Here is a 15,471-nt window from a genome sequence, read left to right as displayed (position 1 = left end):
CTCCCGACCCCTGCTGACGCAGGGCCCACCCTCCCCCGCAGAGGGGGGAGGAAAGCGTCGCGGTTGGGGAGGCGGTGGCGAGACGCCGAGTCACAAAAACTTAAACCGCACGCCCGCGGCGGCCCTCGACCAGCCACATCGCGAGCACGGCGGCGGCGAGCGCTGCGAGGGCGGCGAGGCCCAGCGCCAGCGGGTAGACCTCGACACCGCGGATGTTGGCGCTGTCGCTCGGGCGGAAGCCGATCCAGTCTCCGCCGGCCAGGCGGCCGCTGCGCACGGTGGCGAGCCGCGGCACCTGGGTGGTGCCGCCGGCATCCGCGACCCGGCGGATCGAGCCGCCGGAGCCTTCGGCCACCGCCTTCAGCCGCTTGGTATCGCTGAACACGTCGGCGAGCTCGCGCGGGTTCGCCGGGCCGACGCTGACGAAGGCCACGAGGTTGCCCGAGCGCAGGGTGTGCAGCCCCAGGGTCTCCGCGTCGAAGGTGGCGGTGAACAGGCCGGGCTCGCCGGGCTTGAGGGTCAGCGTCGTGACCTTGCCGGTCGGCCCGGTGACGGTGACCGGCTCGACCTGCTCGGCCATGGTCTGGCGCTCGACTCGCACCTCGCGACCGCGGCCGGTGGTCTGTGCCCGGAGGGCCTCCTCTTCGAGGGCCGGCTCCTTCATCAGCCAGTGCGCCAGGCGGCGCAGCAGATCCAGATAGGGGCCGCCCTCCTGGTAGCCCCGCGCCCAGAGCCAGGCATGGTCGGACAGCAGCAGCGCGACGCGGCCCTTGTCCTCGCGCGACAGGGCGAGCAGCGGCAGCCCCTCGGCGCCGGACAGGATCGGCTGGATGCCGGGCCGGGTGCGGGCCTGGACGATGCGCAGCCAGTCGCCCCAGGCGGGCGGGTTCGCGTCGGAGCCCGGCAGGTCGCGGGTGACCGGGTGGCGCTGGCCGACCTGCGTCGGGGTCGCCTTGTAGGGGCGCTGGACCACGCGCCCGTCCGGATCGCCCGGCAGGATGCCGGCGAGCCGGGTGCGGGCCAGGCTCGCCGGGCCGGCATATTCGGGGCCGGCGGCGACGAGGAGCGCGCCGCCCTCGCGGACGTAGCGGACGATGTTGTCGAAATAGGCCTGCGGCAGCACGCTCTGGTTGGCGTAGCGGTCGAAGATGATCAGATCGAAATCCTTGATCTTCTGAACGAACAGCTCGCGGGTCGGGAACGCGATCAGGGACAATTCGGAGATCGGCGTCCCGTCCTGCTTCTCCGGCGGGCGCAGGATGGTGAAGTGCACGAGGTCGACGTTAGCGTCTGATTTCAGCAGGTTGCGCCAGGTCCGCTCACCCTGGTGCGGCTCGCCGGAGACCAGCAGCACCCGGAGCTTCTCCCGGATGCCCTCGATCGGCAGGACCGCGCGGTTGTTGACCGTGGTGAGTTCGCCCGGGAGTGGCTCGACCTCGATCTCGACCACGTTCGGGCCGCCATGCTCGATCCGGGTGGTCAGAGCGAACGGCTTGTCGGTGGGTACGTCCCGCCGGCCGATCTCCTCGCCGTCGCGGCGGATCATGACGACCGCATGGCCGGTGCCGCCGCGCTCCATCACCTCGGCGCGGATCGTGAGATCCTTGCCGACGATGCCGAAGCGCGGCGCCTCCAGAAGCTTGATCTGGCGGTCGCGCTCGTCCGGATGGCCGGTGACGAGGACGTGGAGCGGCGCCTTGATGCCGATTTGCGCCATCGAGGATGGGATGTCGTGGACCACGCCGTCGGTGAGCATCACGATGCCGGCCAGCCGCTCGGGCGGCACGTCGGCCAGCGCCTGGCCCAGTGCCGTGAACAGCTTGGTGCCGTCGTCGCCGTCCTTTGCGTCGGGCACATCGATGAAGCGGGGCTCGATGTTGGTGAGCGCGCCGAAGCGGCGCTGCAACTCGGCCCGGACCGCATCGGTCATCTGCGGCCGGTCGCCGAGCGCCTGCGATCCGGAGCGGTCGACCACGATCGCCGCGATGTCCTTCACCGGCTCGCGGTCTTCCCGCACCAGGGCGGGGTTGGCGAGGGCGGCCAGCACCAGGGCGAGCACCAGCGCGCGCAGCAGGGCGGTCCGGCCCCGCGCCACGAAGGCGAGCAGAGCCAGGACGACGACGACGAGCCCGAGGGCGGCGAGGACCGGCCACGGGAGGAGGGGGGTGAAGCTGAGGCTCAGCATGGGGCGGAGCGCTCCGGTTTCGTGATGCGGGGGCTTCTTCCATCCGCAAAGTTACGGGCTTCGCAGGTTGCAACCGCCGCCGTCGTCGTGGCGTGAGCGCGGAAAACGCAGGTTCCGTCTCCCGTACGGGAGAGGGAGCGCGTCGCGGCCTGCATCAGCACCCGCGCATCGAGCTCGTGCCGCTCGTAACCCGCAGAGGGGGGAGGGCCTTCGGCGCTTCGCTGGTTGTCCAAGGAAATCACTGCCCCAGCCGCTCCAGCAGCGCGGGCACGTGGACCTGATCCGCCTTGTAGTTACCGGTGAGCGTGTAGATCACGATGTTCACGCCGCCCCGGAAGGCCATCTCGCGCTGGCGCTGGTCGCCGCCGACAACCGGGTAGAGCGGTTCGCCGCGGCGGCCCACCGCCCAGGCGGCGGCGAGGTCGTTGCCGGTGATGATGATCGGGCTGACGCCGTCGCCGGCCCGGGCCGGGCGGCGCTCGGCGCCCTCCGCCGCGGGGGGGAGCGCCTCGACCCAGGTCTGGCCGGTGGCGTAGCGGCCGGGGAAGCTGTCGACCAGGTAGAACGCCTTTGTCAGGACGTGGTCGAGGGGCACCGGCTCCAGCTCCGGCACCTCCAGGGTCGCCAGCATCTTGCGCAGGTAGGCCGCCTCCGGGGAGGGCGGACCGCCCGGGCGGGTCGTGAGCGCGTCGCGGGTATCGAACAGGACCGTGCCGCCGTTGCGCATGAACGCGTCGATCTTGCGGATCGCCGTCTCCGAGGGCTGTGGCCGGGATGGCGCGATCGGCCAGTAGATCAGCGGGTAGAAGGCGAGCTCGTCCTTGGCCGGGTCGATCCCGGCGGGCTCGCCCGGCTCCAGGGCGGTGCGCGAGGCGAGCATCTGGGTCAGGCCGGACAGGCCGGTCCGGCTTGCCTCATCGACGGCGGCGTCCCCGGTGATCACGTAGGCCAGCCGGGTGACGAGGGCGGATTCGATGCCGTTCGGCCGGTTGGCCGCCGGTTCCTCGGCGCGCAGCGGCTGTGCCGGGAGGGCGGCGAACAGCACGAGGCCCGCGACGGCCAACGCCGCCGGGCGTCCGCGCAGACGGCTCGCCCAGGCGGAGCGGCGCAGGAAGCCGCCGAGCCACAGGCCCGCAAGCGTGTCGAGGGCGAGCAGCAGCAGCGCCAGGGTGAACAGGGTCGGGCGCAGGTCCAGGGTCTCGGCTCCGGCGAGGGTTCCGATCCGGGCGCCGTCGAGCGCTGCGGTGTCGAGGGGTTTCAGGCGGTCGTCGGGCTTCAGGGCGTTGACGCTGATGCCGCCGTCGGCCGGTCCGTAGAAGCCCGGCGGGTGCTCGGTGTTCCCCCGGTCGGCGTAATCGGCCGCCACCGCGGTGGCCGAAGCGGGTGGCGAGCCGAGCGCGCCGAACCCGTCCAGTGTCACCCGAGGGGCGAGCACCACGGCCGATGCGCGACTGGCTTCGCCCGCGGGGGGCGCTGCCGTGCCGGCCAAGCCGACCACGCGCCGGAGCATGTCGATGAACAGCCCCGAGAGCGGCAGGTTCGACCAGGTCGTGTCGGCGGTGACGTGGAACAGCACCAACGTGCCCTGGCCGCGCTTCTGCGCGGTGACGATCGGCGTGCCATCCTGCAGGGAGGCCCAGGTCCGGTTCGGCAGGTCGCCGTCCGGCTCGGCCAGGATCTGGCGGCGCACGCCGATATCGGCCGGCGGCGTCAGGCCCGCGAAGGGGCTCTCGGGCGGGAACGGCGCCAGGGTCTTGGGGCTGTCCCAGGAGAGGGTGCCGCCGAGCGTCCGGTTTCCCCGGCGCAGGCGGACTGGCACGAGCGGGTCGTTGCCGGCCGCGAGCCGCGGGCCGGCGAAGCGCAGCAGCATGCCGCCGGCCTTCACGAAGCTCTCGACCCGGGCCGTGGTCTTCTCGTCGAGCGCGCCGACATCGGCGAGCACCAGCACCGAGACCTGGTTGTCGAGGAGCTGGTTGATCGATTCCGCCGTACCCTTGGCGCCGCGCGCCTCCTGCACGTCCGCGAAGGGTTGGAGCGCCCGGGCGAGGTAGTAGGTCGGCGCCAGAAGCGGCTGGGCCTGGTCGAGGGTGCCGCCAAATACCAGGCCGACCCGGCGGCGCTTGCCGCGCTCGTCCTGCAGCACCACGGCCCCGGCCGAGCGCTCACCGGCGATCTCCAGGCGGCTGATGCTGTTGCGCAGTTCCACCGGCATCTCGAACGTCGCCGTCGCCTCGGTGGCGTCGGCCGCGAAGGCGATGTCGCGCTCGGCGAGCGGCAAGCCCTTCTGGTCGAGCGCCCGGATCACGCCGGCGTCGCGCCCGTTCGGGGCTGCGCGCAGGGCCCGGACGGTGAGGGTGCCGCCGGTCTCCGCGGCGGTGAGGGCCAGGGCCGGAGGCCTGTCGGCGCGCAACACCGTCAGGGCGGCGCCGCTGCCGCCCACGAGGTCGGCCAAGCCCTTGGCGAAGCGCTCGTCGCTCGCTCCGGCGACGCCATCGCTGATCCAGACGAGCCCTGCGCCGCGGTTCTTCTCCAGGAACGTCCCGATGCTGGTCAGATGCGCGTCGCGGGTCGGCAGGATCGGGCGGGGCGCCAGGGCACGCAGGCGTTCCAGGGCCGCGGCCGGGGTCTTGGCCTCGAAGGCCGCGGGCGGCTCGGCCAGGCCGATCACCGCCACCGGCCGGCCGTCCCGGGCCGCACCCTCCACGGCGTCTGTGGCGACCCGCAACCGGTCGCGCCAATCGTGGGCGGCGGCGAAGCCGTTGTCGAGTAGCACGAGGAGCGCGCTGCGGCCGCCACCGGCTCCGACGCCACCAGGATTCCAGACCGGGCCTGCCACCGCGAGGATCAACGCGGCGGCGATCAGCAGGCGCAGGAGCAGCAGCCAGGGCGGTGTGCGTGCCGGCGTCTGCCGCTGCGGGATCAGGTCGGCGACGAGCTTGAGCGGCGGGAAGTCGATCCGCCGGGGCCGCGGCGGCGTCACCCGCAGCAGGAACCACAGGGCCGGCAGGCCGATCAGGGCGGCGAGCGCCAGGGGCGCCGCGAAGGTCAGACCGAGCATGGCGGCCTCACTCCGGGCCGCGCGCGGCGATCAGCGTGGCGAGCCGCAGGGCCGCCTCGCTCGCCGGGCGGTCGGTGCGGTGAAGGGTGAGTGTCCAACCCTGCTGGCGGGCGATCGCCTGCAGGGCGGCGCGATGCTCCGCGATTCGGGCGCGGTAGCGGACGCCCCAGGAATCGGCGTCGCCGATATCGAGGCTGAGCCCGCCTTCGAGGTCGTGCAGCACGGCCTGGCCCGAGAACGGGAAGGTCTCCTCGATCGGGTCCACGACCATCAGCAGGTGGCCGCGGCTGCCCCGTCCGGCCAGGGCCTGGACCGCGGTCGCGATCCGGGCGGGATCGGTGAGGAAGTCGCCGATTAGAACGACCTCGTCGAAGCGCGCCGGGCTCGCCCGGGGCGGTAGGTCCTGCTCCAGGCCCGCCTTGTCGGCGACCAGCGCCTGGATCATCCGCTCGACGATGCCCCGCAATGCCGTCGCCCGGGTCAACCCCAGGAGCCCGACACGCTCGCCGCCCTCCACGAAGGCGTCGGCCAGCGCCAGCCCGAGGACCAGGGCCCGCTCGATCTTGGACGCCGAGGCCAGGTCGGACGAAAACCCCATCGACGCGGAGCGGTCCATCCACAGCCAGATGTTGTGGGCCGCCTCCCATTCCCGCTCGCGTACGTAGAGCCGGTCGTCCCGGGCCGAGCGGCGCCAGTCGACCCGCGCGGCGGCCTCACCGGTGACGAAGGGGCGGAACTGCCAGAAGCTCTCGCCCGGCCCGGCCCGGCGGCGGCCGTGCAGGCCGTGGGCCAGGAGGCTCGACACCCGCCGCGCCTCCAGCACGAGGCGGGGCATCCTTTCGGAGAGGGCCGTCGCGCCCTCGCTCTCGCGCCTGCCGGGGGTGCGCCGTTCGGAGTCGAGGGCGTGTGTCCCGACCAAGGCTAAAGCTTCTCGGCGAGCTTGCCGATCAAGCCCTCGATCGTCTCGCCGTCGGCGCGGGCGGTGTAGCTGAGCGCCATCCGGTGCTTGAGCACCGGCTCCGCCAGGGCCTTCACGTCGGCCACCGAGGGCGCGACCCGGCCCTCGATCAGGGCCCGGGCGCGGGCGGCCAGCGTCAACGCCTGGCTGGCGCGGGGGCCGGGCCCCCAGAGCAGCTTGTCCTTCACCAGCGGATCGCCTCCGTCGGGCCGGGCGGAGCGCACGAGGTCGAGGATCGCCTCCACCACGGCTTCGCCCACGGGGAGCCGGCGCACTAGGCGCTGGGCGGTGAGCAACTGGTCGGTGGACATCACAGCGTGCGGGCGCACCTCGTCGATGCCGGTGGTCTCGATCAGGATGCGGCGCTCGGCGGCGCGGTCGGGATAGCCGACATCGATCTCCAGCAGGAAGCGGTCGAGCTGCGCCTCGGGCAGCGGGTAGGTGCCCTCCTGCTCGATCGGGTTCTGGGTGGCGAGCACGTGGAACGGCCGCGGCAGGTCGTGGCGGACGCCGGCCACCGAGACGTGGCCCTCCTGCATCGCCTGGAGCAGGGCCGATTGCGTCCGCGGGCTCGCCCGGTTGATCTCGTCGGCCATCAGGAGCTGGGTGAAGACCGGCCCCTGCACGAACCGGAACGCCCTGCGGCGCTCGGCATCCTCCTCCAGGATCTCGGTGCCGAGGATGTCGGACGGCATCAGGTCCGGGGTGAACTGCACGCGCCGCGCGTCGAGGCCGAGCACGGTGCCCAGCGTCTCGACCAGCTTGGTCTTGGCGAGCCCCGGCAGGCCGACGAGCAGGCCGTGGCCGCCGGCCAGGATCGTCACAAGGGCGAGATCGACGACCTTCTCCTGGCCGAAGATCACCCCGTGGATCGCGTCCCGCGCCTGACCCACGGCGGCGAGGCAGCTCTCCGCGGTGGCCACGATGCCGTCGTCGAGGCTGGTGGCCGGGCTGATCGCCTGCGTCATGCCGTTGTCCGTCTCCTGTGCGAGGTACCCAAGGTGCCCCGCCGGTCATCCGGTCAATGTGGGGCCGTTCGCACCGGGCTGGCAAGGTCGGGATCGCCGCACGCCGGTTCGCGGTGGGATCCGCGCGGCAATGCAACGTCGGGTACCAGCTTCGGGGGCGCCCCCTCCAGGAAGCCGCACACCCTTACGTTTTGCGCTGGCCGATGCCCGGGAGCGAAGTCGTTTGGTCCGCCACCGCTTCCCGGGACTGTTTGTTTAGCGCGCGGGTCAGATCTTACCTTCGAGACCCATCGTGTAATACTTGTGCACGATCTTGTCCTGGTTCTCGAGCAGCCAGTCGATCGACGGCTCGTTGGTCATGGCCTTGCGGATCGCCTCGGTCATGCCCTTGCGCTGGATCTCGAACAGCGCCTTGTGGTCCACCGTCTCGGCCTGGATCACGCCGGGGCTCAGCCAGACCGAGCAGATGATGCCGAGGTCGTTGGCCTTCTCCTTGGGGATGTAGCCGGCCCGCACGGCGTCGAGCACGCCGTTGGCGATGGCGAACTGCACCGTGCCCATCAGGATCGAGGTGTACTTGCTCTCGGTCACGCTGACCTTGGAGACGCAGAGCGTTACCGGCCGAACCATGATGTCGGTGTTGAGGAGCGCGAAGACGCGGCTGTGGCCGACCACCTGGTCGCCCGTCAGCGTCGCGATCGCGGTGCCGACGGGACCGTCCAGCTCGCCGATGATGACCTCCGGCTCGGACGCGGTGTTCGGCGGGCCGCCCGCCACGAGCGCCTCGCCGGCGCGGAGGATGATGCGTTCACTCATAAGGGTAGGCTCCATAGGTTGCGGCACGGGGCGGGGCGGCCGCTGCGGCGGTGCCGGCTGGATCGACGGCGCCCCCTCTAGCACGCGCTCCGGCATCCGTCGGCCCCGCCGCGATGCCGCTGCCGTCTGCGGGAACCTGCCTCGGTCCGATCTGTCCGGGCCCAACCGGCCCCGGCCCAACCGGCCCCGGCCCAATCTACCCCGGCCCAATCTACCCCGGCCCTTGGCTCGGGCGAGCCGGACCAGTAGGAAGGCCCGCGAGGCCGGGGCGACCGGCTGAACACCCTGATGTCTCTCGCGGATTGCGGCGTAGGCAGCACAGCGGGCCTCCCGCGTATCCGGTACTCACCATGCGCCTTCGAGATGTGTTCGTCGCCGGGCCAGCGCGGTCCCTCACGCGCCCTCTGGCCCGGCGCCTGAAGCGGCGGCGGACGAGCGAGCCCCGGCAAGCGGATCTCGTGGCGGCCGTGAAGGCCTCGGGCCTGTTCGATCCGGCCTGGTACGGGCGGCGCTATCCCGACGTGGTCGGCGAGGGGATCGACCCCCTCGTGCACTACGCGGTCCATGGTGGGCGGGAGGGCCGCTGGCCGTCGCCGTTGTTCCACGGCGACCGCTACCTCGACGCCGTCCCGGGCCTGCGCGCCGAGGGCGTGAACCCGCTGATCCACTACGTCGAGCGCGGCGCCGATGCCGGCATCGCCCCCAACCCGCTGTTCGACCCGGACTGGTACGCGCAGCGCTATCTCGGCGGCGCCGACGCCCGCGCCCGGGCGTTCTTCCACTTCCTGAAAAGCCCCGACACCGACCCGTCGCCACTGTTCGATTCCGCCTGGTACCGGTCGCGCTACCCCGATGCCCGGGAGGCGGGCGGCATCGCGCTCAGTCACTATTTCGAGACCGGGCGGAAGCAGGGCTATCTGCGCACCCCCGAGGAATTCGCCGGGCTGTCGCGGCACGTCGACCTGATCCGCCGCTCCGGGATCTTCGACGCGGAGTTCTACCGCGGGCGCTGCCCCGAGGCCGAGACCAGCGGGCTCGAGCCGCTGGAGCATTACGTGATGGCGGGCGGCTACCGCCGCTACGCCCCGCATCCCCTGTTCGACCCCGACTGGTACGCCGCCCAATCGGCGGCGGTGCGCGCCGACAGCCTCAACCCGCTGGTGCACTTCCTGGAGCACGGCGCCCGGGAGGGGCTCGATCCCGGCCCCTGGTTCGATACGCGCTGGTACACCGAAACCTATCTCGCCGACGACGCGACGGATGCCAATCCGCTTGCGCACTTCCTGGCCGACAACGGCCGGCGCACGAGCCCGTCCCCGCGCTTCGACGCGCCCTGGTACCTCGCCCGCTACCCCCGGGTCGCGGCGCTCGGGCTCAACCCCCTGGTCGACTACGTCATCACCGGGCTCGAGGCGGGGCGGCTGACCCGCCGGGTCGCCGGCACCGCCGTGCCGGAGGCCGCCGACGCCCGGCTGTCCTGCCTGAAGCGGGAGCCGCGCCGGCACGGCCGCACGGCCTTGTTCATCACCCACGCGCCGGAGGGGCGCATCCGCGGCCATGTCGAGCCCTACCTGCGGGCGTTTGCCGAGAACGGCATCGACATCGTGCTCATCATCGCGGCCGACCAGCACAAGACCGCGGTGCCGGAGGCGATCCTGAAGCTCTGCGCCTCGGCCTACCTGCGCGAAAACACCGGCTTCGATTTCGCCGCCTGGGCCCATGTCCTCCTTGAGGACGACGACCTGCTCGATTCCGAGACCCTGTATCTCGCCAACGACAGCTTGGTCGGCCCCCTCGACAGCGGCGACTTCGCGGGGATGCTGGCGAAGATCGATGCCTACCCGGAGGCGGTGATCGGACTCGCCGACAACTTCTACTACAGCCACCACCTGCAAAGCTTCTTCCTGGCCCTGAAGAAGCGCTGCGTGTCCTCCTACGCGTTCAACCACTTCATCCAGTCGGTGGCAAACTGGCCGGACAAGAACACAGTCATCACCGAGTACGAGTTGACCTTCTCAGGACGGATGCGGGCCGCGGGGCTCGGCATGCGCAGCCTGTTCTCGGCCCAGAACAAGCACATGACGCTCGTCAACGACCCGCGCAACAACCGCACCCTGTTCGACTGGGAGAACATGCTCACCCAGGGCTTCCCGTTCGTGAAGCGCTCGCTCCTGGGCGAGCACGCCGCGATCGGCGGCGCGGCGGTGCGCGAGGCGATCGGCGAGCGCGGCTTCGACCTCGACCGGCTCGACCAGACCTTCACGTATCCCGGCCCCAAGGTCTGGGCCGACCTGCGCAGGCCGAAGGCGCCGGAGCGGCCCTTGCGCGTCTCCTACGTCTCGCCGATGAACTACGCCAACGGGCTCGGCGTCGCGGCGCGCAGCTACGTGCGGGCGCTGCACCGGGCGCCGTTCGCCCTGAACGTGCATCCGATGGAGCGGTCGTTCCACGTCCATGCCCGGGTCGGGCCGGGCTGGCAGGCCCGGACCTTCTCGGGCGCGCCGGACGTCGCCCTGGTGCATTTCAACGGCGACAGCTGGCAGTCCCTGATGAGCGAGCGCCAGCTCGACATCGCCGCGAGCGCCCGGCTCAAGATCGGGCTGTTCGTCTGGGAGACCTCGCACGTGCCCGGGGGCTGGCTGCCCACCGTGGACGGCCTCGACGCGATCTGGGCGCCCACCGAGTTCTGCGCCGCGATCTTCCGCCAGATCACCGACATCCCGGTCGATGTCGTGCCCTACGTGGTCGAGAACGAGCCCGGCGAGCCGGCGAGCGCCGCCGCCAAGGCCAACCTGCGCAAGGCGTTCTCCATCGACCCGGCCAAAAAGGTCATCCTCTACGCCTTCGACGGGTCGAGCTACCTCGCCCGCAAGAATCCGCACGCGCTGATCCGCGCGTTCCGGGCGGCGGGGCTGGCGCAATCCGGCTGGCAGCTCGTGCTCAAGACCAAGCACGTGTTCGACCTGCCCGACGAGGGCAAGAAGCTGCTCGACCTCGTCGGCAAGGCCGGAGACGTGGTGGTGATCGACCAGCCGCTGTCCCAGAACGAGCTCGGCGCCCTGTTCGAGCTCTGCGCGGTCTATGCCTCGTCGCATTCCTCGGAAGGCTTCGGCCTGACGATCGCCGAGGCGATGGAGATGGGCAAGGTCGTGGTCGCCACCGATTACGGCGGCAGCCGCGACTTCCTCGACGCCACCTGCGGCTTCCCGGTGAAGGCCGAGATCGCCGCCCTGGACCAGACCTACGGGCCGTATCTGCGCGGCGCCGAATGGGGGCAGGTGGACGAGGCCGACCTCGCCCGCGCGCTCACCGACGCCGCCCGGGCGGTGGCGAGCGGCGATGCCGCCCGGATCGGCGCCGCCGCCCGCGCGCGGATCCGCGAGCGCCTGTCGATCGGCGCGGTGGCCGCCGCCATGGAGGCGAGCCTGTCGCGCCTTCTCAAGGCCGAACGTACCTGACGCCCGGGAGACGCGATCCGTGTTGAACAAGAAGCCGGTCCCGGCCCCGTCGGCCTCCTGGAGCGCGCGCGCCTGGCCGGACGCGATCCTGCCGCTGCCCCTCGACGAGCGCTTCCACCCGGTCGACGACCGCAAGCTCGGCCAGGTCGCCGCCGGCCAGCTGCCCGCCTGCCGGGCCGTGTTCGTGGCCCCGGCGGCGTGCGATCTGCATCCGGAGCTGTTCGCACCGATCCTCGCCGCCATGGCCGAGCGGCCGGATATCGGCATCTTCTACGGCGACGACGCCGTGATGGACGGCGCGGGCCAGGTCCGCAGCGTCCATTGCAAGCCGGCCTTCAACCTGGCGCTCCTCATGGCCGACGACTATATCGGCTTCCCGCTGGTGATCCGCGTCTCGGCCCTGGCAGGCCTGACCCCGGATTTCGGCCGGCGTACCGGCAACGCCGCCTGGTTCCGGCTGCTGCTCGACGCGCTCTCGGCGGGCATCGGCATCGACCGGATCCCGCAGACGCTGATCGCCTCGCCGCTCGTCCGTCCGAAGGCGAAGCACGCCGCCCGCGCCGACGTGCTCGACCGCTGGTTCCAGGGCTCGGGCGCGCCCCTGCGCGCCGCCCCGGGCCTGACCCCGGAAACGCTGGAGATCCGCCGCACCTTCGATGCGCGCCCGCCCGTGACCCTGGTGGTGCCCACCGCCCAGACCCGGCCCCGGAACGAGGACGGGAGCCCGATCGCGGGCGCCAAGCCGCACGTCATCACCCTCCTCGACAGCCTCGCCCGCAGCAGCTACCCGGCCGACCGGATCCGGGTGCTGATCGGCGACGACAAGGCCGACGACGCGATCTATCGCGGCCGGTCCGACCGGTTCGCGGTGACCCGCCTGCTCACCACCCGGCCCGAGGGCGCACCCTTCAACTACGCGGCCAAGATGAACACCCTCTGGCGCGCCGCCGAGACCGACCTCGTCATCCTGATGAACGACGACCTCGTTGTGCGCCGCCCCGGCTGGATCGAGGCGCTGCTGACCTTCGCGCTCGACCGCGGCGTCGGCGGGGTCGGCGGGCGGCTGCTGTTCCCGAGCGGCAAGATCCAGCATGCCGGCATGTTCGGCGGCATCTTCGATGTCTGCGCCCATCCCTGGTACCACCGCGACGCGGCCGAGCCGACCTACGGCGACTGGGCGCTGGCGCAGCGCGACTGCTCGTCGGTGACCGGCGCGCTGTTCGCCACGCGCAAGGCGGTGCTGGAAGCGGTGAACGGCTTCGACGAGAGCTTCGCCCTCGACTTCAACGACGTCGACCTGTGCTTCAAGCTGCGGATGCTCGGCTACCGCATCGTCTACACGCCGTTCGCCGAGATGGCGCACCACGAGAGCGCCTCCCGGCAGACCAGCTTCGCCCCGGGCTCGCAGATCTCGCGCTTCCTGCGCCGCTGGGACGACGTGCTGACCGACGACCCGGCCTACAGCCCGCAGCTGCGCACCGACACCGATGTGGTCGCCCCCCGGGCCGACGCGGCCCGCTGGGTGAGCGAGCGCCGGCCCTCCTGACTCTACAGCGCCTCGCCGCGCATCAGCCGGGGCCGCGTGCCCCGTGAGGCCGCGGCCTCGCCGATGAAGAACCGCTTGAGACCGGGCAGGCGGTCGACGATCCCGAGGCCGAGGTCGCGCGCGAGCCGCAGCGGCAGGGCGTCGTTGGAGAACAGCCGGTTCAGCCCGTCGGTGGCTGCCGCCATGGCGAAGCTGTCGAACCGGCGGGCGCGCTCATAGGCCTGCAGCACGTCCGGGCTGCCGGGATCGAGCCCGAGCCGCAGGGCGCCGGTCACCGCCTCGGCCAAAGCCGCGGCGTCCGCCAAGCCGAGATTGAGGCCCTGGCCGGCGATCGGGTGGATGACGTGGGCGGAATCGCCGAGCAGCGCCAGCCGGTCGGCCCGGAACGCCCGGGCGATGCCGAAGGCCAGCGGGTGCCGGCTCGGGCCGTGCTCCAGGGCCAGCATTCCCAGATCCAGGGTGAACCGGCGCTCGATCTCGGCCAGCACCTCGTCGGGCTCGCCCGAGAGCAGCGCGTCGGCCTCGTCGGCCCGCTCGGTCCAGACGATCGAGGAGCGGTGGCCCAGCGTGCCGCCGTCCCGCAGGGGCAGGATCGCGAAGGGGCCGGCGGGCAAAAAGTGCTCGAAGGCTCGGCCCTGGTGCGGCCGGGTATGCCCGATCGTGGCCACGATCCCGACCTGCGGATAGGACCAGCCGACCCAGCCGATCCGCGCAGCCTCCCGCAGGCGGGAACGCGCGCCGTCGGCGGCCACCAGCAGGTCGGCCCGGAGGCTCTCGCCCGTGGTCAGCTCCGTCCGGATCGCCACGCCCTCAGGCAGCGCCCGCACCACGCCCCCTGTGACGATCGCGACGCCCCCGTCCAGGCAGGCCTCGGACAGCGCGCGCGCCAGGGGCTCGGCCTCGACCATGTGGGCGAAAGGCTCGCCCACCGCCCGGTCGGCCTGGTCCTCCTCCTCCCGCCCGAATGTCAGGAACACCGGCCGCACCGGGTCGGCCAACCGGCTGTCGGAGATCACCATCTCGGCGATCGGCTCGGCGGAGGCCGCGATTCGCTCCCACAGCCCGAGCTGCGTCAGCATCCGCCGCCCACCCGCTGCCAGCGCGTAGGCGCGGCCGCGGTGCCGTGCGGGGTCGGCGCCGTGCGGGTCGATCACGGTCACGGCCAGAGCCGGCCCGTGGGCCTGCTTGAGTGCGAAGGCCAGGGCGAGGCTGGCGAGGCCGCCTCCGGCGATCAGGAGGCTGCGGCTGCCGGGGCGGGGCGTCTGGGCCGTCATCGTCACGGATCTCCGATCTGGGGGCCGAGCGCGTGGATCGCTCCGCCCGAAAGGCCTATGTCGCGTTTGGACGACGAACGGAAACCCCGCGACTCATGACCGACGCCACCACCGACGCGATGACCGACGCGGTCGCCGAGCTCATCGCCATCCTCGACCTCGAACGCCTCGAGGTCGACCTGTTCCGCGGCCAGAACCCGAAGACCGGCTGGCGCCGGGTGTTTGGGGGCCAGGTGGTGGCGCAGGCTCTCGTGGCCGCCACCCGCACGGTGCCGGACGACCGGCCGGCCCATTCGCTCCACGCCTATTTTATGCTGCCGGGCGATCCCCGCGCGCCGATCGTCTACGAGGTCGAGCGCATCCGCGACGGGCGCAGCTTCACCACCCGGCGGGTCAAGGCGATCCAGCACGGGCGGGCGATCTTCGCCACCACGATCTCCTACCAGGTCTCCGAGGGCGGGTTCGAGCACCAGCCGACCATGCCGGACGTGGCCGGGCCGGACGGCCTCCTCGACGGCAAGGCGCTGGCGGCCGCCGGTGCCGCCGGCATGCCGGAGGCTGTCGCCGCCTATTTCGGCCGCGAGCGCCCGATCGAACTGCGCCCGGTCGATCTCGACCGCTACATTGCCCGACGCAAGGATGGGTCGCGCCCCGAGCCGGTCTTCAATGTCTGGTTGCGGGCGGCCTCGGCGCTGCCGGACGACCCGGCCCTGCACCGTGCGGTGCTGGCCTACGCCTCTGACATGACCTTGCTCGACGTGTCTCTTATCCCGCATGCCAGCTCGGTGTTCGACCCCGACATCCAGGCAGCCAGCCTCGACCACGCCTTGTGGTTCCACCGCCCGGTCCGGATCGACGACTGGCTGCTCTATGCTCAGGACAGCCCCGCCGCCGGCGGCGCGCGCGGCTTCGCCCGCGGCCAGATCTTCGACCGCGCCGGCAACCTCGTCGCGTCCGTTGCGCAGGAAGGTCTCATTCGACCCCACGGGGGATGAGGTCACAGCGCGGCACATCTTCGCGTCCGATCCGCGCGGCGGCGCCGGCCGGCTGAACTGCGCCGTCATCTCGGCGCGCCGAAGCCGAGCCTGGGATTCGGATCCGCGGCCGATTCCACGACTTACGCCACCTGCGTGTCTGGGCTTCGGGCTTCGCTCTGCGGCGCCGGACTGAGCGACGGGCGCGCGAGGCGATAGGGTTCTAACAGGGGC

General features: G+C 72.0%; 9 protein-coding genes. 3 read left to right on the top strand and 6 right to left on the bottom strand.

Features of this window, described 5'->3' with window-relative positions; all coding sequences use genetic code 11:
* Positions 1-100 precede the first annotated feature (100 nt).
* The 5 genes from FV242_RS11600 to FV242_RS11580 all read right to left on the bottom strand — a co-directional run bounded on the left by FV242_RS11600 (position 101) and on the right by FV242_RS11580 (position 7,985).
* Entirely contained in the window at positions 101-2,185 is a 2,085-nt protein-coding gene (locus FV242_RS11600; protein ID WP_147939025.1) for a hypothetical protein, read from the bottom strand.
* A 238-nt stretch (positions 2,186-2,423) separates the two neighbouring features.
* The gene (locus FV242_RS11595) at positions 2,424-5,243 is read right to left on the bottom strand and encodes a DUF4159 domain-containing protein (protein ID WP_147939024.1); all 2,820 of its coding nucleotides are present in this window, start codon (positions 5,241-5,243) and stop codon (positions 2,424-2,426) included.
* 7 nt (positions 5,244-5,250) lie between these two features.
* Entirely contained in the window at positions 5,251-6,162 is a 912-nt protein-coding gene (locus FV242_RS11590; RefSeq protein WP_147939023.1) for a DUF58 domain-containing protein, read from the bottom strand.
* A 2-nt stretch (positions 6,163-6,164) separates the two neighbouring features.
* Entirely contained in the window at positions 6,165-7,169 is a 1,005-nt protein-coding gene (locus FV242_RS11585) for a MoxR family ATPase (RefSeq protein WP_147939022.1), read from the bottom strand.
* A 267-nt stretch (positions 7,170-7,436) separates the two neighbouring features.
* The gene (locus FV242_RS11580; protein WP_058192649.1) at positions 7,437-7,985 is read right to left on the bottom strand and encodes a formaldehyde-activating enzyme; all 549 of its coding nucleotides are present in this window, start codon (positions 7,983-7,985) and stop codon (positions 7,437-7,439) included.
* A 350-nt stretch (positions 7,986-8,335) separates the two neighbouring features.
* On the opposite strand from FV242_RS11580, the gene FV242_RS11575 reads away from it, so the two are divergent.
* Together FV242_RS11575 and FV242_RS11570 are read left to right on the top strand one after the other, a co-directional pair.
* Positions 8,336-11,443: a rhamnan synthesis F family protein gene (locus tag FV242_RS11575; RefSeq protein ID WP_147939021.1), complete on the top strand. Its 3,108-nt coding sequence runs from the start codon at positions 8,336-8,338 to the stop codon at positions 11,441-11,443.
* Positions 11,444-11,462: 19 nt separating this feature from the next.
* Entirely contained in the window at positions 11,463-12,989 is a 1,527-nt protein-coding gene (locus FV242_RS11570) for a glycosyltransferase (protein WP_147939020.1), read from the top strand.
* 2 nt (positions 12,990-12,991) lie between these two features.
* Here the strand turns inward: FV242_RS11570 and FV242_RS11565 are convergent, their stop codons facing one another.
* Complete coding sequence (locus FV242_RS11565) at positions 12,992-14,263, bottom strand: FAD-dependent monooxygenase (RefSeq protein ID WP_147939019.1); 1,272 nt, start codon at positions 14,261-14,263, stop codon at positions 12,992-12,994.
* A gap of 95 nt (positions 14,264-14,358) precedes the next feature.
* On the opposite strand from FV242_RS11565, the gene tesB reads away from it, so the two are divergent.
* Entirely contained in the window at positions 14,359-15,258 is a 900-nt protein-coding gene (gene tesB / locus FV242_RS11560) for an acyl-CoA thioesterase II (RefSeq protein ID WP_147939018.1), read from the top strand.
* The last annotated feature ends 213 nt before the right edge of the window (positions 15,259-15,471 follow it).

Origin of the sequence: Methylobacterium sp. WL64, assembly GCF_008039945.1 — a bacterium.
Lineage (GTDB): Bacteria > Pseudomonadota > Alphaproteobacteria > Rhizobiales > Beijerinckiaceae > Methylobacterium.
This window is presented reverse-complemented; position numbering and strand designations above follow the sequence as displayed.